General features: G+C 30.5%; 19 protein-coding genes. 15 read left to right on the top strand and 4 right to left on the bottom strand.

Annotation, left to right across the window (positions count from 1 at the left end; all coding sequences use genetic code 11):
* Nucleotides 1–1,278, bottom strand: coding sequence for a Y-family DNA polymerase (locus ACTT83_RS04550; RefSeq protein WP_440918936.1), 1,278 nt, complete (start codon nt 1,276–1,278; stop codon nt 1–3).
* A complete protein-coding gene (locus ACTT83_RS04545) occupies nt 1,256–1,651 on the bottom strand; it encodes a LexA family protein (protein ID WP_440918935.1) in 396 nt (131 codons plus the stop codon). Before ACTT83_RS04545 ends, ACTT83_RS04550 begins: the two co-directional genes overlap by 23 nt.
* Nucleotides 1,652–1,814: 163 nt before the next feature.
* On the opposite strand from ACTT83_RS04545, the gene ACTT83_RS04540 reads away from it, so the two are divergent.
* From ACTT83_RS04540 to alaS, 6 genes are all read left to right on the top strand, one after another.
* The gene (locus ACTT83_RS04540; protein WP_440918934.1) at nt 1,815–2,363 is read left to right on the top strand and encodes an SOUL family heme-binding protein; all 549 of its coding nucleotides are present in this window, start codon (nt 1,815–1,817) and stop codon (nt 2,361–2,363) included.
* On the top strand, nt 2,364–2,726 hold the full coding sequence (locus tag ACTT83_RS04535; RefSeq protein WP_440918933.1) for a GFA family protein: 363 nt from the start codon (nt 2,364–2,366) through the stop codon (nt 2,724–2,726).
* Between the two features lie 5 nt (nt 2,727–2,731).
* The gene (locus ACTT83_RS04530; RefSeq protein WP_440918932.1) at nt 2,732–3,661 is read left to right on the top strand and encodes a uridine kinase; all 930 of its coding nucleotides are present in this window, start codon (nt 2,732–2,734) and stop codon (nt 3,659–3,661) included.
* Nucleotides 3,658–4,953, top strand: coding sequence for a TolC family protein (locus ACTT83_RS04525; protein WP_440918931.1), 1,296 nt, complete (start codon nt 3,658–3,660; stop codon nt 4,951–4,953). The genes ACTT83_RS04530 and ACTT83_RS04525 overlap by 4 nt, the downstream gene beginning before the upstream one ends.
* 106 nt (nt 4,954–5,059) lie before the next feature.
* Entirely contained in the window at nt 5,060–6,208 is a 1,149-nt protein-coding gene (recA, locus tag ACTT83_RS04520; protein WP_440915940.1) for a recombinase RecA, read from the top strand.
* A 100-nt stretch (nt 6,209–6,308) separates the two neighbouring features.
* Nucleotides 6,309–8,975: an alanine--tRNA ligase gene (gene alaS, locus ACTT83_RS04515; RefSeq protein WP_440918930.1), complete on the top strand. Its 2,667-nt coding sequence runs from the start codon at nt 6,309–6,311 to the stop codon at nt 8,973–8,975.
* On the opposite strand, the gene ACTT83_RS04510 is transcribed toward alaS, so the two are convergent.
* Nucleotides 8,967–10,181 (bottom strand): NADP-dependent isocitrate dehydrogenase, encoded by a 1,215-nt coding sequence (locus ACTT83_RS04510; protein ID WP_440918929.1) that lies wholly within the window; start codon nt 10,179–10,181, stop codon nt 8,967–8,969. The genes alaS and ACTT83_RS04510 overlap by 9 nt on opposite strands.
* A gap of 74 nt (nt 10,182–10,255) precedes the next feature.
* On the opposite strand from ACTT83_RS04510, the gene ACTT83_RS04505 reads away from it, so the two are divergent.
* The 8 genes from ACTT83_RS04505 to panB are packed head-to-tail and all read left to right on the top strand — an operon-like array spanning nt 10,256 to nt 17,107.
* Complete coding sequence (locus ACTT83_RS04505; RefSeq protein WP_440918928.1) at nt 10,256–10,903, top strand: phosphatidylserine decarboxylase; 648 nt, start codon at nt 10,256–10,258, stop codon at nt 10,901–10,903.
* 1 nt (nt 10,904) lies between these two features.
* Nucleotides 10,905–11,708, top strand: coding sequence for a CDP-diacylglycerol--serine O-phosphatidyltransferase (gene pssA / locus ACTT83_RS04500; protein ID WP_440918927.1), 804 nt, complete (start codon nt 10,905–10,907; stop codon nt 11,706–11,708).
* Nucleotides 11,708–12,619 carry a glycosyltransferase gene (locus ACTT83_RS04495; protein ID WP_440918926.1) on the top strand — a complete coding sequence of 304 codons (912 nt, stop codon included), beginning with the start codon at nt 11,708–11,710 and terminating at the stop codon, nt 12,617–12,619. Before pssA ends, ACTT83_RS04495 begins: the two co-directional genes overlap by 1 nt.
* Complete coding sequence (locus ACTT83_RS04490; protein ID WP_440918925.1) at nt 12,620–13,231, top strand: RlmE family RNA methyltransferase; 612 nt, start codon at nt 12,620–12,622, stop codon at nt 13,229–13,231.
* 37 nt (nt 13,232–13,268) lie between these two features.
* Nucleotides 13,269–14,345 (top strand): IMP dehydrogenase, encoded by a 1,077-nt coding sequence (guaB, locus tag ACTT83_RS04485; RefSeq protein ID WP_440918924.1) that lies wholly within the window; start codon nt 13,269–13,271, stop codon nt 14,343–14,345.
* Nucleotides 14,345–14,785, top strand: coding sequence for a tetratricopeptide repeat protein (locus ACTT83_RS04480; RefSeq protein WP_440918923.1), 441 nt, complete (start codon nt 14,345–14,347; stop codon nt 14,783–14,785). Before guaB ends, ACTT83_RS04480 begins: the two co-directional genes overlap by 1 nt.
* On the top strand, nt 14,775–16,337 hold the full coding sequence (gene guaA / locus ACTT83_RS04475) for a glutamine-hydrolyzing GMP synthase (RefSeq protein WP_440918922.1): 1,563 nt from the start codon (nt 14,775–14,777) through the stop codon (nt 16,335–16,337). Before ACTT83_RS04480 ends, guaA begins: the two co-directional genes overlap by 11 nt.
* A complete protein-coding gene (gene panB, locus ACTT83_RS04470) occupies nt 16,334–17,107 on the top strand; it encodes a 3-methyl-2-oxobutanoate hydroxymethyltransferase (RefSeq protein WP_440918921.1) in 774 nt (257 codons plus the stop codon). The genes guaA and panB overlap by 4 nt, the downstream gene beginning before the upstream one ends.
* Here the strand turns inward: panB and ACTT83_RS04465 are convergent.
* Nucleotides 17,104–17,715 (bottom strand): YjbE family putative metal transport protein, encoded by a 612-nt coding sequence (locus tag ACTT83_RS04465; protein ID WP_440915951.1) that lies wholly within the window; start codon nt 17,713–17,715, stop codon nt 17,104–17,106. The genes panB and ACTT83_RS04465 overlap by 4 nt on opposite strands.
* Nucleotides 17,716–17,828: 113 nt before the next feature.
* Between ACTT83_RS04465 and ACTT83_RS04460 the strand changes: the two genes are divergently transcribed.
* A complete protein-coding gene (locus ACTT83_RS04460) occupies nt 17,829–18,800 on the top strand; it encodes a TRAP transporter substrate-binding protein (RefSeq protein ID WP_440917320.1) in 972 nt (323 codons plus the stop codon).
* Nucleotides 18,801–18,835: the final 35 nt, after the last annotated feature.

Raw genomic sequence — 18,835 nt, 5'->3', positions numbered from 1 at the left:
TTAAGCTCTTATCGTTGGTAGACAATAAAAATCAGCAGTATCTATTTTAGACGAATATTGTCTTCGCATATTCCATTTTTTGTGAACCCCAGCGCTTGCAAGACTTAAAGTGGATCTGCCATATCTATAATTAGTATTATCAATTGATCGCATTAAACTTTTTATTTTTTCATCTTTTTCAGAAGAAAATAAATTTTTTCTGCCATCGTCATTACGTAGTCCTGTCAGCATCACACCTGCTTTTTGATAACGATAACCATTTTTGAATATAATTTCTAGTATTGCAACTGCAGTCTTAACAGTTTCAATGCTATTGTTTGTTGCAATAGGAAAATCAACTGTTTTAGCATTTGAATAATAACCGTAGTCTCTTTGAAAAGGACTAGTTCGAACAAAAACTGTAATTGCTTTTGCAACTAAAGATTCTGATCTAATTTTTTCAGACGCATTTAAACAATAGTTGGCAACTGCTTCTTTTAGTTCTTGAAATTTTTCAATTCTTTTACCAAACGACCTTGAAACTACACAGCTCTTTCTTTTAGTCTGGGTAGTTTCTAAATTGATACAAGGTATTCCTCTAAGTTCCATTGCAGTTCTAGAGCTTAAAACATTAGAGCATTTTTTGATCCAGGTATTAGATTTATTCTTAAGTTGCTTAGCATTATAGATGCCATTTTTTTGATAGAATTTTGTCAGTTGTCTGCCAACACCCCATATATCATTGATTTCAACTTTTTCTAAAATAGGGTCTAAATTTTCTATTCCAATTAAACTGGTTACCCCTGATTGTTTTTTCTTAGCAATATGATTTGCAACTTTGCTCAAAGTTTTAGTTTTAGCAATACCGATACTCGTTGGAATACCAGTCCATTGCAAAACTGTTTCTCTAATTTCTTTACCAACTTTTTCAACTTCAGAATCTGGAAAATTGGATAAATCTATAAATGCTTCATCAATAGAATATACTTCTATTTCAGTATTAAATCTTTTAAGTGTTCTCATTACTCTTCTAGATAAATCGCCATATAAAGAATAATTTGATGAAAAAACCTCAACTTTATTTTTAACAATAATATTTTTTGCTTTAAAATAAGGTTGACCCATTTTAATCCCCAAAGCTTTTGCTTCATTGGATCTAGAAATAATACAACCATCATTATTTGATAGTACAACTACAGGTTTTTTTCTTATTCTTGGATTGAATAATCTTTCACATGAAACATAGAAAGAGTTACAATCAACCAGGCCTATTTTTTTAGTACGTTGAATGGATGACATAAGTCACAACCCCCCAAATAAAGACATCTTCTTCTTCATTTATCAAAATTCTATTGGAAAAATCTTTAGAGCCTGAGGATAGAAATTTTTTATCTCTTTCTTGAACTAAAGTTTTAACTACGAGCTCGTCATGAACATTGGCAATAACGGTTGAAAAGTTTCTTGGCTTTAAACTTTTGTCGACAACTAATAAATCCCCATCATTAATCCCAACATCGACCATAGATTTTCCCTGTACTCGGATGATGAAAGTGGCAGGAACATTTTTGATTAAATGCATGTTTAGATCGATATCTTCTTCGATATAATCAGTGGCAGGAGATGGAAAACCAGCGCCAGCTTTATGCAGATAATAGGGAATAGTCAGCTTCATGTTCTTGTTTTGTTCTTATTTGTAGCGTAGTTATACAATGTAGTCAATAGGTTGTATTTTGAGTCCGTAATTGAATCAAAACTGAATCAAAACGTGAACATCAAAACTATATTTTGTATGCTTGTGGATAACTTTAACCAAGGATAGTTTAATTGGATATCAAATGAGAGTAATTTTAATAATTTTAATTTCAATACTAACCTTAAATTCTCAAGTTATGGCATACGAGGAAGCAAATTATGAAATAGTAAAAGAAAATAAAGAATATGAAATCAGAAAATATTCTGATCGTTTAGTCATTGAAACAAATTCCATACAGGGTAATGGTTTTAGAAAACTATTTAATTATATTTCAGGAAACAATGAGGAGAAAAAAGAAATTAAAATGACAGTTCCTGTCACTCAAGAAGTCAAAAATGGAAACATGACAATGCAGTTTTATCTACCTTCAAAATTTAATAAAACCAATACGCCAAAGCCATCCAATTCAGAAATAAAGGTTTTAACAATAGAAGGTGGGTACTATGCTGTTATTAAATACTCTGGAAGATCTTCAGATCAAAATTTTTTAAAGAATAAAGACATCTTAGAAAAACAGCTTAAGCAAGATAATATTGCAATTTTAAGTCCACCGATAAGAGCATCCTATAATTCACCATTTACTTTACCAATGTTAAAAAGAAATGAAGTAATGTATAGGATAGATTTATAAATGAAAAAATTAGTTTGCCATTGTGGAGCTGTAGAAGCAGAAATTAATTTAGACGGAGATTTAGCTAAAGTAATAAAATGTAATTGTTCTATTTGCAAAAGAAAAGGAGCAATTATGTCAATGGTAAAAAATGAAGATTTTAAAATTACCAAAGGCCAAGATAAATTAAAACTTTATCAATTTCATTCAAAAGTAGCTAAACATTACTTTTGTTCTGACTGCGGGATCTACACACATCACAATCCAAGAATTAATCCGGCAATGACAGGATTTAATGTTGGTTGTATTGATGAAATAAATACTTTCGATATGAAAGAAGTTCCTGTAAATGATGGTCAAAATCATCCATTAGATAAGAAATAATTTTCATGCAACAATTCAGCTTATGCTTTGGTAAGGTAAAAAAAGATTGTTTAAAGTTTATTAAATCTCAAGAAACAAAAGCAGATAAATTTAAGAATAAAGAAAGAATGATAAAGTCTTTCTTAATTCCATTATGTTTTTGGATCAGTAAAAAAGCTGATAAAAAAAGACCTTATTTTGTGGGTTTAGCAGGAGGTCAAGGTACAGGCAAAACCACAATTAGTTCACTCATTAAGATAATTTTGACAAAGTACTTTAAACTAAAGGTTTTTAGAATTTCAATAGATGATTTTTATAAAACTAGAAAAGAGAGAATTAATTTATCTAATAAAATTCACCCAATGCTTTTAACCAGAGGAGTACCAGGAACACATGATATTAATATGATGTTGAGTTTTTTTAGAAAGGCAAAAAATAGAAAATTTAAAAGACTGAAATTGCCAGCATTTAACAAAGCAATAGATGACCGATTTCATAAAAAAAATTGGTATGATCTAAAAGTTAGACCTGATGTAATTATTTTCGAAGGTTGGTGTGTTGGTGCAAAATCAGAAAAAAATAATACTTTAAAGAAAAACATCAATTCTCTTGAAAAAGCTAAAGATCAAAAACAAATTTGGAGAAAATACGTGAACCAGCAATTGAAATCAAAATACAAAAACTTATATTCTCAACTTAATTGCTTGATTTATTTAAGAGCAAAAAATTTTAGTTTGCTTCAGAAATGGAGATTGAAACAAGAAAGAAAACTTTGGGTGAAAAGTAAAGTAAAATCGAACATTAAAATAATGAGTAGAGGAGATGTCATCAACTTTATGCAGACATATCAAAGAATAACTCAGAATATGTTTAAAAATATGCCTAAATATGCATCTATAATATTTAATCTAAATAGTAACCATCAGATCAAATCTGCAGTATATAAAAGTAAATGAAAAAAATAATTTTAATTTTTTTTGGTACATTCTTTTTATTTTCAAAAGTTAATGCAGAAACCTTTTCTAGTGCTTTATCAAAAGCATATAAAAATAACTCAGAACTGAACGCAGAAAGAGAAAATATTAATGTTTCCGAGCAAGATCTAAATATAGCAAAAGGATCTTATTTACCAACCATTACACTTGAGGGAACTAAAAGTCAGGAGGATACCACAAAACTTACTAATCAAAGTGGGGGAGATGCTTCAATTAGTGATGTGGATCCATCAACAAGATCAGTTTCAATTACGCAAACTTTGATAGATTTTGGTAGAGGTGCAGATCTTGTAAAAAATAAGATAGGTATTGATCTTGCAAAAGCAAAATTATTAAAAAAAGAACAAGATATCTTATATAAAACTACCGAGGCTTATACTGGGTTAATTTCGGCAAATGAAAAGTTGGAAATTAATAGAACAAATGTTGAGCTTTTAAGCAGACAAGTTGAAACTGATAGAATTAGACTTAGCAGAGGTCAAATTTCTTTATCAGATGTTTCTCAATCAGAGTCTTCTTTAGCAGGCGCTGAGGCACAATTTATTAAAGCACAAAATGATTTATTAACCAGTAAATTAAATTATGAAAATATCATAGGTAGCATTAATGATGCGCAATCATTAGATAAAAGTTCAATTATTAATTATGAACTCCCAGGAGATCTTAATTCAGCCATTGAGCTTTCAAAGAAAAATAATCCTGATTTAATAATTGCAAAGTTAGAGTATGAACAATCTATTAAAGATAAATCGATAGCTAAATCAGATTTAGCACCTACTGCGAAATTATCTTTTGAAAGATCATATACTGAAGATTTAAATACAACTTATGATGAGAGAGAAAAAGATACTGTTAAAGCAACTGTTTCGTGGCCTTTTTTTTCAGGTGGTAAAAACATTGCTAAATATAAAAAAAATCAAAGTTTAGAAAATAGAAAAAGATTGATTTTAGATAGTGCCGTAAAACAAAATCAAACTGATGTCGCTAGCGCCTGGTCTAATTATCAATCTAATAGAAGTTTACTTAATTCTGTTCAATCCCAAGTTAAAGCTGCTGAAATTGCCAATGAGGGAATTACTGCTGAATATAATAGTGGAGCAGGAAGAACAACTTTAGAGGTCATTCAATCCAACTCATTACTTTTGAATGCTCAAATTTCTTTGGCAGATTCTGAGAGAAATTACATTTTATCTCAGTTTAATTTGTTAAAGTCCTTAGGGTTGCTAAACAGCGATTACTTAAAAATAAGATAATTATTGGTTTTTTTGAGGAAAAATAAAATATCTTGCCAATGAGAACAAAATGTGTACATTTATTCTATGATTCGAGTGTTAAAAAAAGCAAGAAAAGAGGCAAAAAATGACAAAAAATAACTTAAAAGTAGTTAAATCTACGAAAGATCAAGAATTGGATATTAAAGAAAAAAACAAAGCTTTAGATGCTGCGATTAGCCAGATAACTGACAATTTTGGAAAAGGTTCAGTTATGAAACTGGGCGAAAAAAGAGCGATGGATATCGAGTCGATATCTACAGGTTCTTTAAGTTTAGATTTAGCTTTAGGAATAGGTGGTTTACCTAAAGGAAGAATTATTGAAGTTTATGGACCGGAGAGTTCTGGAAAAACAACATTAGCATTACAAGTAGTTGCTGAAGCTCAAAAGGCCGGTGGAATTTGTGCATTCGTTGATGCGGAGCATGCTTTAGATCCAGTCTATGCGAAAAAATTAGGAGTGAATACTGAGGAGCTTTTAATTTCTCAACCAGATGCAGGTGAGCAAGCTCTAGAAATCGCTGATACGCTAGTAAAATCAGGCTCTATTTCAGTTATCGTAATTGACTCTGTTGCAGCTTTAACTCCAAAAGCTGAAATTGAAGGTGAGATGGGTGATCATCATGTTGGTCTTCAATCAAGATTAATGAGTCAGGCTTTAAGAAAATTAACTGGTTCAATTTCAAATACAAACACAATGATGATTTTCATTAACCAAATTAGAATGAAAATTGGAGTTATGTTTGGAAGTCCAGAAACAACATCAGGTGGAAATGCGCTGAAGTTTTATTCATCTGTAAGAATGGATATTAGAAGAATTGGTGCTATCAAAGATAAAGATGAAATTATCGGAAACACTACAAGAGTGAAAGTAGTTAAGAATAAAGTTGCACCACCATTTAAAGTTGTTGAGTTTGACTTAATGTATGGCAGAGGAATTAGTAAAATGGGTGAGTTAGTTGACCTAGGTGCTAAAGCTGACATTATTGAAAAATCAGGAGCATGGTATGCTTATAAAGGTGAAAAAATAGGTCAAGGTAGAGAAAATGCAAAAACTTACCTTGCTCAAAATCCTAAAGTTGCTGCAGAAATAGAAATGGCAATTAGAGAAAAAGCAGGTGTGATTTCAAAGAAAATTGAAGGAAATCCATTAAGTCCTGAAAAAATTGAAAAAGAGAAGAAAGTAGCTGAAAAAGAAGAGGCTGCAAAAGAAGCTACTCCTTCTAAAAAGAACTAAAATTAAAGGTCATCTTTAAATTATAAAAGGCGCTTGTAATAAGCGCCTTCCCCCCTTTATCCCTAACTAGACATAGAATAAAAAAGCTGTATTTTAAAGTATGGCGGATAAATCATTAAATGAAATAAGAAGTACGTTCTTAAAATATTTTGAAAAGAATGATCATAAGATTGTTGAGTCTAGTAATTTAGTTCCAAATAATGATCCGACATTAATGTTTGCTAATTCTGGAATGGTTCAGTTCAAGAACGTATTTACTGGTTTAGAAAAAAGAGATTATCAAAGAGCTACCACTTCGCAAAAATGTGTCAGAGCAGGAGGTAAACATAATGATTTAGAAAATGTTGGTTATACCCCAAGACACCATACTTTTTTTGAAATGTTGGGAAATTTTTCTTTCGGGGACTATTTTAAAGAAAGAGGAATTGAACTTGCATGGAATTTAATCACTAAAGATTTTGGTTTAGATAAAAATAGACTTTACGTAACAGTTTTCCATGAAGATGATGAAGCCTTCAATTTTTGGAAGAAAATAGCGGGTTTTAGCGATGATAAAATTATCAGAATTTCGACATTAGATAATTTCTGGTCAATGGGCGAAACAGGTCCTTGTGGACCTTGCTCAGAAATATTCTACGATCATGGCGATCATTTAAAAGGTGGTTTACCAGGAACAAAGGATCAAGATGGAGATCGTTTTATTGAAATTTGGAACTTGGTATTTATGCAATATGAACAAGTTTCAAAAGATAAAAGAATAGATTTACCTAAACCATCTGTAGATACCGGAATGGGATTGGAGAGAATAGCCGCTCTTTTACAAGGCACACACGACAATTATCAAACTGATCATTTTAAGAAATTAATAAATTCGATATCAGATGTAACTAAAGTTAAACAAGCTGATAATAACATATCAAGTTTTAGAGTAATTGCTGATCACTTAAGAGCAAGTTCATTTCTTTTAGCTGAAGGTGTTCTACCATCTAATGAAGGTCGTGGATATGTCTTAAGAAGAATTATGAGAAGAGGTATGAGGCATTCTCATTTATTAGGATCAAAAGAACCTATTTTTTACAAAATTTTTGAATCTTTAAAAAATGAAATGTCTGGAAATTATCCAGAGTTAGAGCGATCTGAATCTTTGATAACTGAAACATTAAAAATGGAAGAAGAAAAATTTTTAGTTTTACTTGATCGAGGAATTAAAATTCTAAATGATGAAATTTCCAAAATTGATAAAGTGTTATCAGGTGAAGTAGCTTTTAAATTGTATGACACTTATGGTTTTCCATTAGATCTCACAGAAGATATTTTAAAAAATAAATTATTAAAAGTTGACCATCAAAAATTTGATGAGTTGATGAAAAAAAGCAAAGAACTTGCAAAAAAGAATTGGAAAGGATCTGGGGACAGCTCAGAAGAAGCAATTTGGTTTTCAATTAAAGATAAAACTGGTCCTACAGAATTTTTGGGTTACGAGTCTAATCAATCTGAGGGAGTAGTGTTAAACTTAATAAAAAACAATCAGGAGTCAAAATCATTAGCTACTGGAGAAGAAGGAATGATTATAACTAATCAAACTCCTTTTTATGGTGAGTCAGGAGGACAACTTGGTGATAAAGGCACAATAGTTTCTGGAAATTCTGTATTTGAAGTTGAGGACACACAAAAAAAACTTGGAGATTTATTTGTTCATTATGGATCAGTTAAAACTGGAGAAATTAAAATTAATGATGTAGTTGAAATGAAAATTGATGTTGAAAGAAGAAATAATTTAAAAGCTTATCATTCTGCAACTCACTTACTTCATGAGTCTTTAAGAAGAACTTTAGGTAAGCACGTGATGCAAAAAGGATCATTAGTTGCACCAGATCGTTTGAGGTTTGACTTTAGTCACATGAAACCGATTACTAATGAAGAATTAGAGACAATAGATAAATTAGTTAACGAATACGTTAAAAATGGTTCTGAAGTGACCACAAGAATTATGACACCTAAAGCTGCAATAGAAAAGGGAGCACTAGCTTTTTTTGGTGAAAAATACGGCGAAGAAGTTCGTGTCGTTTCAATGGGTAAGGAAAAAGATGCTTATTTTTCAACGGAATTATGCGGCGGAACACATGTAAAAAACACCGGAGATATTGGAAAATTTAAGACAATTAGTCAATCATCAATTGCTGCAGGAGTAAGAAGAGTTGAAGCTTTAAGAGACAAACAGCTTGAAGATTTTATTAAGAATAAAGAAAAGCTCTCAACTTTATCTGTAAAAAAAGATGAGGAGACTATCAAAAATTTGTCATCACAAATAATCAAATTTGGAGGTAAACCGAAAGTTGATAATAAAGATTTAAAAGAAATTATAAAAAATCTTTCAAAACAACTTGAACAATTAAATGTTAATTCAGTTCTTCAAGATAAAACAAAAAATATTATTAATGATCAAAAAATAAAGGATATAAAAGTTCGATTTCAAAAAGTTCAAGATTTACCTCCTAAAGATTTGAGAAAATTAGTTGATAATGGAAAAAAAGAACTTGGCGATGGAATTATAATTGTCTTTGCAAGTAGTGAAGATAAAGTTGGTTTAGGAGTTGGTGTTACTGAAAAGCTAGTTGATAAATATGATGCTGTAAAATTTGCAAAATTAGGTTCAGAAATTATTGGTGGCAAAGGTGGGGGTGGCCGAAAAGATTTTGCCCAAGCAGGGGGACAGGATAAAGACAAAATTGATGAGGCTTTTGAAAAACTAAAGTCTTTAATTTAGCTTCTGTTTAAGATTGTTATCAATTACATCCAGAAATTGATTGGTTGTTAAATATTTGCTTGAAGGCCCAACCAATAATGCAAGATCTTTTGTCATGGAGCCATTTTCAACACTTTCAATACAAACTTTTTCAATTGTATTAGCAAATTTGATAAGTTCTTCATTACCATCAAGTTTTCCTCTGTGTGCTAATCCTCTCGTCCATGCAAAAATTGAGGCAATTGGATTGGTTGAAGTTTCTTTACCTTGTTGGTGCATTCTATAATGTCTAGTTACTGTTCCGTGAGCTGCTTCTGCCTCCATTATTTTTCCATCAGGTGTAAGCAGTGTACTGGTCATTAAACCAAGTGAACCATATCCTTGAGCCATGGTATCTGATTGAACATCACCATCATAATTTTTACATGCCCATATATACTTGCCACTCCATTTCATTGCACACGCTACCATGTCATCAATTAACCTGTGTTCATAAGTAATTTTTGCATCCTCAAATTTTTTCTTGAATTCTTTATTATAGACCTCCTCAAATATATCTTTAAATCTCCCATCGTATTTTTTTAGAATTGTATTTTTAGTTGATAAGTAAACTGGCCAATTCTTAATTAATCCATAACTAAAACAGGATCTTGCGAAATCCTCGATTGATTTATCTAAATTATACATTGAGAGTGCAACCCCTGGTCCTGTAAAATTAAATACTTCATATTTAATTTCATCTTTACCATCTTCAGAGGTCCATTTTACTTCCATCTTACCTTTGCCAGGCACTTTGAAATCAGTTGCTCTATATTGATCTCCAAATGCATGTCTCCCAATCACTACTGGGTCTGACCAAGAGGGTACGAGTTTTGGAATATTAGAACAAATTATGGGTTCTCTAAATACAGTTCCTCCAATAATATTCCGGATAGTTCCGTTTGGAGATCTCCACATTTTCTTTAATTTAAACTCTTCAACTCTTGCTTCATCTGGAGTTATGGTTGCACATTTGATACCGACACCAATTTTTTTAATTGCATTAGCGGAGTCGATAGTGATTTGATCATCAGAGTCATCTCTACTTTTCATTCCTAAATCGTAATATTCGATGCCAAGATCTAAATACGGAAGTATCAATTTTTTCTTAATAAATTCCCAGATTATTCTGGTCATTTCATCGCCGTCTAACTCTACAATTGGGTTTTTAACGCTAATTTTGCTCACTTATATTTTTATCTTAATAATTGAATTTCGCGATTTTATATACATATTAATGACAAATTATCAAATAGAAGAATATGTTTAGTAAGATATTTCCAAAAATTCACGCTGAAGGTTATAAATTTTTAGTTATAGCCGGAATAATCACAATAGTATTTTATATTTTTAGTAATTTCTTAGGTCTTATTGGTTTGGTCTTAACTATTTGGGTTTATTATTTTTTTAGAGATCCAGAGAGAGTTATTATCGATGATGATAATTATCTTGTTAGCCCAGCAGATGGTGAGGTGATTAAAGTTGAAGAAGTTGATGGGCCTAAAGAACTTGGTCTAGAGAATAAAAGATTTAAAAAGATTAGTGTTTTCATGAATGTTTTTGATTGTCATGTAAACAGAACTCCATGTGCTGGGAAGATTGAGGAAATTTTATATAAACCTGGCAAGTTTGTAAATGCTTCATTAGATAAAGCAAGTGAGGATAATGAAAGAAATTACTTTAAAATTAAAGACCCTCACAACAATGATATTATAGTTGTTCAGATAGCTGGACTGGTTGCACGAAGAATAGTTTGTGAATCAAACAAAGATCAAGATTTGAAACAAGGAGATCGTATTGGCATGATACGATTTGGTAGTAGAGCTGATATCTATTATGAAAATTATGAGCCACTTGTAAAAGTTGGTCAAAAAGCTATTTCAGGTGAGACATTACTTGCAAAAAAATAATATGGAACAAAAAAAACCAAATCTTAAAATTGTAGCGGATAAAAAAAGCGCAAGAATGATTTTACCAAATATGTTAACCCTGATGGGTGTATGCATTGGTTTGAGTTCAATTCGATTTGCTTTGGATGGGAGATTTGAAATAGCAATTATTGCAATAATTTTTGCTGCTTTGATTGATGGCTTAGATGGAAGAATAGCAAGACTTATAAAAGGAACGTCAAAGGTTGGAAAAGAATTAGATTCTTTGACGGATGTAATAAGTTTTGGGGTTGCTCCAGCATTCATTATGTATTTCTGGAAATTAAATACCTTAGGTCGATTTGGATGGTTACTATGTTTAGTTTATGTAATTTGTGTTGCCTTAAGATTAGCAAGATTTAATGTTAATTCTAATCAAGAACCTTCCTGGAAAGATAACTTTTTTGAAGGAGTGCCATCTCCAGCAGGTGCTATATTACTATTAACTCCGCTAATAATAAGCCTGAGTGGTTTTGATTATATTCAATTAAATTTTAATATCATTGTTCCAATATTTTTTGTGGTAACATCATTGCTTCTGATTAGTAAATTTCCGAGTTATTCATTTAAAAAAATTGTCATACCAAGAAAGACAACAATATTTTTATTATTTGGTATAGTTCTATTTTTTGGACTATTGTTAGTTTATACATTCAATGTAATTGCAATAAGTTCTTTAGTTTATGTACTTTTATTACCAATTAGCTTTTTTCATTTTCAAAAATTAAAAAAACAACATGAAAATGACAAAATTCAAGAGGATGATGATCTTGAAGACATACTTTAATGAAAAAAAACACAATAGTTTCTCTTGCTGATGCTAACTATTTTCCTTTATTAGAGGAATTAATTAATTCTATAAAAAGATTCAAAGAAAGTGAGAATGTTGCGATCTGTATTTTAGATGCAGGCTTAAACAAAGATCAAAAAGAAAAATTATCTACTAAAGTAGATGAAATTAAATCTGCAGAGTGGGATATTGAAGTTCCTCAATCTAAAGTTAAAGAAAAGGAATGGCTTAAAAGCCAAGTTTCAAGAGCATTTTTACCTAAATATTTTCCAAACTATGAAAAATATTTGTGGATTGATTGTGATGCTTGGGTAAATGATTGGAGTTCTGTTGAGCTCTATTTTCAAGCTTGCGACAATGGTAAGTTGGGTATTACACAAACAATAGGACCAGGTTACAAAATCACTTCAAAAGTAAATTGGTTATTTGGAAAATTAGCAATAATCAAATCCCAGAATTTTAAACATGCAATAAAATCAAAAATTGGTACTGATAAAGCTAGAAAACTTGCTTTTACTCCACACATTAATATTGGCGTATTTTCTTTAGAAAAAAACTCAAAAGGGTGGAGCTTGTGGCAAAACAATTTATCAGAAACACTAAAGGCTGGAAATATTTTTGGTTCTGAAGGATTAGCGATTAATATGTCAGTCTATATTGACGATCTTGAAACAGAATTTTTACCTTTAAATTGTAATTGGATCACTAGCAATCTTTTACCTAAATATGATGAAAATCAAAAAACATTTGTAGAACCTTATCTTCCTAATTACAAAATAGGTATAATGCACCTTGCAGCTGGAATATGGAAAGATGGCAAAGATATGCGGGTAGATAAAAGTATTAAGATAGAATTAGAAACTTTAGATAATAAAAAGATTAATAAAAGTTTAAGATTTGATATTTAGTTGAAAAAAAATAAAATTTCAAAAAATTGGATTAATAAACAAAGAAGAGATACTTATGTTCGTCAATCCAAAGTGGATGGTTATAGAGCTAGATCTGCATATAAATTAATTGAAATTGATGAAAAGTTTAAAGTTTTTAAGGGTGGAATTTCTGTAATAGATATTGGTGCTGCACCAGGAAGTTGGTCTCAATATGCTTCAAAGGTTGTAAAAAATGGAACAATTATCTCGATAGATCTAAAAAAAATGGAAAAAATTAAAAACACTATTCAAATTGAAGGTGATTTCACAGAGCCCAATATTCAAGAGAAAATAAAAAAAAATTTCAACAATCCAATTGATGTGGTTATGTCTGATATGGCAGTAAATACGACTGGAATAAAAGATGTTGATGCAATCCAAACAGGAGAGTTATGTAAAGAGGCGATGGTATTTTCAAAAGATGTAATATCTGAAAAGGGTATTTTTATTGCTAAAATATTTATGGGCAGATCTTTTAATGAAATTGTCGCACTAGGAAAAAAAATTTTTAAAGAAGTAAAGGTTTTTAAACCTAAGTCGAGTCGAAAAGATTCTAAAGAGAGTTTTATTATTTGTAAAAATCTTAGATAGACACTTTTAATTTAAAAGGAATCATATATAAAAGATTATGGTTCCTATAAAAGAAGCACTTACCTTTGACGACGTTACTTTAGTTCCTAAGTACTCTGAAATATTACCCTCAGAGGTTGATACGAGTATCAAATTAACAGATTCATTAAAACTTAAAATCCCACTTTTATCATCAGCAATGGATACCGTAACCGAAAGCAAAATGGCTATTGCTATTGCAAAATCTGGTGGACTAGGAATAATTCACAGAAATTTAGATATCAAAAAACAAGTTCTTGAAGTTAAGAAAGTAAAAAAACAAAAATTACTAGTAGGTGCAGCTGTGGGAGCAGGACCTAACGAGTTCAAAAGAGCTGAAGCACTATTAAAAGAAAAATTGGATATGATTGTTGTGGACACCGCTCACGGACACACCAAAAAAGTTTCTGAAATAATTAGATTTATCAAAAAAATTAAAAATAAAAAAACAGCTCTATGTGCTGGAAATATAGCAACACCAGATGCAGCTAAATTTTTACTTAAATTAGGTGTTGATATAATTAAGGTTGGGATTGGTCCCGGTTCTATCTGCACAACTAGGTTGGTTGCGGGTATTGGAGTTCCTCAATTAAGCGCAATATTAAATGTAAGAAGTGGCATAAAAAATAAAAATGTAAAAATTATTTCTGACGGAGGGATAAAATACTCAGGTGACCTCGCTAAAGCTTTTGCTGCTGGCGCTGATGCAGTCATGATAGGTTCATTGTTTGCAGGAACTGATGAAACGCCGGGTAAACTCATAAAAAAAAATGGTAAACTATTTAAAAGTTTTAGAGGCATGGGCTCGGTAGGCGCGATGAACAAAGGCTCGGCTGATCGATATTTTCAAAAAAAACAAAAAGATAGTTCAAAGTATGTGCCCGAGGGAGTAGAAGGATTAGCAAAATATAAAGGTAAAGTTGATAAAGTTATTTTTAAATTAGTTGGTGGATTAAGATCATCTATGGGTTATCTTGGTTCCAAACAGATAAAATATTTAAGATATAAACCGCAATTTGTTAAAATTACAAAAGCTGGATTTTATGAAAGTATGGTTCATAATGTCGATATCGTTAAAAATGATAGTAAATACTAATGACAAAAATATTTAAATTAATTTTTTTATTATATTTAATAATTAATAGCATGAGTATTGCTATAGCGGATGAAAATTTTTTTAATAAAGGTTTAAAATTATTCAAAGATAAAAAATATGAGGATGCTAGGTTTATGTTTGAAAGAGGAATAGTATTTAATCCTAAAGACTCAAATTCTTATCTTTATTTAGCAAAAATTTACAACATTCAAGAAGATCAAGATAAAGAAGAAAAAAATTTGGAAGCAACATTATTAATTGAACCTAATAACGAGGAAGCAATATTAATGTCTATGAAAATAGCTTTAGAGAGATCTAATTATTCAAAAGTAAAAGATTTATCTAATACTTTTTCTAAGATTTGCAAAAAACTCTGTAATGAAAATAAAAAAATTTTAGATACCCTTGCAAATATAGAACCCAAAAAAAATGAGTCTTGATAAGAATTTGAACAAAATCTTAATAATAGATTTTGGTTCACAATTTACTCAGTTAATAGCCAGGCGAATAAGAGAGTCCGGAGTTTATTCCGAAATTATTAGTCATAAAAAAGTTAAAAATAAAAATATTGATAATTCAATTAAAGGAATAATTTTGTCAGGCGGACCATTAAATGTTTACCAAATTAATAAATATTCTTTTGATAAAAGGATTATCGAAAATCAAATACCAGTCTTAGGTATTTGTTTTGGTCATCAAATTTTATCAAAACTTAACGGGGGCAGAGTCAAACAATCAAAATATAGAGAGTTTGGATTAGCGAATATTCGCAAAAAGAGGGAAAGTATTTTGACAAAAAACTTCTTTAATAAAAAAAATATTAATAAAGTTTGGATGAGTCATGCTGATCAAGTTTCGAAACTTCCCAAAAATTTTAATGTTATTGCCTCAAGTCAAAACTCAAAATTTGCTATTATCGAGAATAAGAAAAAAAATTTTTATGGTGTCCAATTTCATCCCGAAGTTACCCATACAGAAAATGGAAAAAAATTAATAAATAATTTTATATTTTTGATATGTAAAATTAAAAGAAATTGGTCATCAAAAGATCAAAAGATAAAATTGATAAAAGATGTTCAAAATTTAGTCGGTAAAAATAAAGTAATATGTGCATTATCAGGTGGAGTTGATAGTAGTGTTGTCGCTCAACTATTGAATAAAGCAATTGGTAAAAAATTGTTTTGTATCTTCGTTAACACGGGTCTTCTCAGAAAAAATGAGGAAATACAAGTAGTTAAAACTTTTAAAAAAAAATTGAAAATAAATCTAATTTATGTGAATGCAGAGAATGAATTTTTGAGAAAGCTCAACAATGTTTCTGACCCAGAGAAAAAAAGAAAAATAATTGGAAATTTATTTATCAAAATTTTTGAACGATACGCTAAAAGAATAAAAAATGTAAAATTTTTAGCACAAGGAACGCTCTATCCAGATCTTATTGAAAGTAAGTCAGTGACTGGAAGCCAAACCTCAAAGATCAAATCTCATCATAATGTAGGTGGTTTACCAAAGAAAATGAAACTTAAATTGGTAGAACCATTAAAATTTTTATTTAAAGATGAGGTTAGAAAATTAGGATTAGAACTAAAACTTAGTAAAGAAATTATTTCAAGACATCCGTTTCCAGGACCTGGATTGGCGATCAGAATGCCTGGCATCATTACTAAAGAAAAAATCAAAATTTTAAAAGAAGCTGACAATTATTTTATTCAAGCTTTAAGAGAGCACAATTTATATAATAAAATTTGGCAAGCCTATGCTGCATTGCTTCCAGTCAAAACAGTAGGTGTCATGGGTGATAATCGAACTTATGAATATTTGTGTCTATTAAGAGCAATTACATCTGAGGATGGAATGACAGCTGATTTTTATGACTTCAAAAAATCATTTATTCAAATGATTTCAAATAAAATTGTAAATAGCATAAGAGGAGTAAATAGAGTAGTTTATGATGTTACATCTAAACCGCCGAGCACCATTGAGCTTGAATGAAAAAAATAAAAAAAATTATAAATAAAAAAAATAAATCTAAAATTGTTTGTCTTACTGCGTATTCAAAAAATATTGCAGAAGAGGTAGATAAATATGTTGATATTGTATTAGTGGGAGATTCGCTAGGTTCAGTATTGTACAATTATTCAACTACCAGAAAAGTTACCCTAACCGAAATGATCAATCATTCTAAGAGCGTAAGACTTGGAGTTAAAAAAAGTTTAATGGTTGTTGATATGCCATTTAACACCTATTCAACATCAAACGCTGCTCTAAAGAATGCTAAAAAAATAATTAAGGAAACCAAGTGTGATGCAGTGAAGTTAGAAGGTGGAAAAAAAATAATCCATCAAATTAAACTACTAACCAAAAACAAGATTCCTGTGATGGGCCATCTTGGATTATTACCCCAATCAACCAAAGGTAAATTTAAATCTAAAGGAAAGACCACTAAAGAGATCAATCAATTAATTAATGATGCTTTATTACTTCAAAATAATGGAGTTTTTGCAATTGTCCTGGAGTGTATAAAAACACCAATAGCAAAACAAATTACAAAAAATTTAGATATCCCAACAATTGGAATTGGTTCATCTGTTCATTGCGATGGTCAGGTTCTTGTTACGGATGATTTAATTGGTCTAAACCAAACAAAAATAAAATTTGTTAAACAATTTCTAAACGTAAAAAAATATATCAATGCCGGATTAAGAAAATATGCTTCAGAGGTAAGATCTAAGAAATATCCAACTAAAAAACATTCGTATTAAAAATATTTCTTAAATTGTTCGTTGATTGATAAAATTTCTAAGTCTACTAAACCTCCAATTACTAATTGAAGGGCTACTAAAAGAATAAAACCTAAACCAACATAGGCAATCCATAAATGTTTTTGAATATAACTTGCAAGATATGTCGCCATTGCCCCTGTTAAAATTACTGATAAAACCAGTCCAAATATCATAAAGCCAAAATTACCTTTGGCAGCTCCAACTACGCCTATAACATTGTCAAAACTGATTGTAATGTCTGCAAATAAAACTTTATAAACACTTTGAATATAAGATGGTTCTTTAGACTTTTTTGTTGGCGACTTTACTTTCTTTATTTCAAAAAGATCTTTTCTTAAATCATTTACAATCCAGATTAAAAGTAAACCACCTAAAATTTTGATAAAATAAAATTTGAACAAGTAAGTTGCAAATAACGCAAAAATAACTTTAAATATTAAAGCACCAGCCACTCCCCATAAAATAATTTGTCTTCTATGTTTTGGTGCAAAGTTTGCAGCAATCAAACCAATGATGATTGCATTATCTGCTGCTAAGATTATATCGATAAAAATAATCTGAACTAATATGAGCGCTTCTTCTAACAAAGTAAGAGCATAGTATAAAATATTTAAAATAATTCAATTAAAAGTAGTATTATTTTTTTATTGATAATTATTTTAATACATAATGAAATAGTCTTAATAAAAATGGAGGACAAATGAAATTCTTAAAATATTTATCAACTATTTTAGTTTCATTAATTTTGTCAATTAATCTTGCAATTGCAGAGAAATGGGACATGGCTCTAGCTTATGGGGCGGGGAACTTTCATTCTGCAAACGCAGCTGAATTCGCAAAAAATGTTACTGAAAAAAGTGGTGGCAAGTTAACAATTGTAACACACCCTGGTGGTTCGTTGTTTAAAGGTGGAGAAATTTTTAGAGCAGTAAGAACAGGTCAAGCTCAAATTGGTGAGAGATTTATGTCAGCTTTAGGAAAAGAGGATCCACTTTTAGAAGTAGACTCTCAACCATTCTTAGCAACGTCTTACGCCGATGCAATGAAGTTATATAAAGCGTCAAAAGACGAAATCGTTAAAGGACTAGACGAGAAAGGCTTGGTATTTCTTTATGCTGTGCCGTGGCCAGCGCAAGGCTTGTATAGTAAAAAGGAAATTAACTCTGTTGAAGATTTAAAAGGTCTTAAATTTAGAGCTTATAATTCTGCTACTATTAGAATTGCCGAGCTAACAGGAATGGCTCCTACAAAAATAGAGGCTGCTGAAATTAGTCAGGCGTTTTCTACAGGTGCTGTAGAAAGTATGATCACTTCACCAACTACTGGTAAAAACTCTAAAATTTGGGAGAATGGTGTGAAATATTTTTATGATATTGCAGCTTGGTTTCCAAAAAACATGATAATTGTGAATAAAGATGCTTGGAATAAATTAGATCAGGCAACTAAAGATCTTGTTATGAAACAAGCAGCTTTAGCTGAAAGAAAAGGTTGGCAATTGTCAAAACAAGGCAACGTTGGTGATAAAAAAGCTTTAGCTGATGCTGGTATGGTAGTCGGTAAAGTAAATGCACCACTACAAGCTCATTTTGAAAAAGTTGGAGAGACTATGGCTAAGGAATGGTCTCAAAAAGCTGGTTCAAGAGGAGCTGCTGTTTTATCAAGTTATAAATAATTCAATTCTTAAAATTAAGGCCACTTAAAATTTGA

The sequence above is a fragment of the Candidatus Pelagibacter sp. genome (assembly GCF_052049775.1).
GTDB lineage: Bacteria > Pseudomonadota > Alphaproteobacteria > Pelagibacterales > Pelagibacteraceae > Pelagibacter.
The sequence above is the reverse complement of the archived record's forward strand: the minus strand, read 5'-3'. Positions and strand labels throughout refer to the sequence as shown.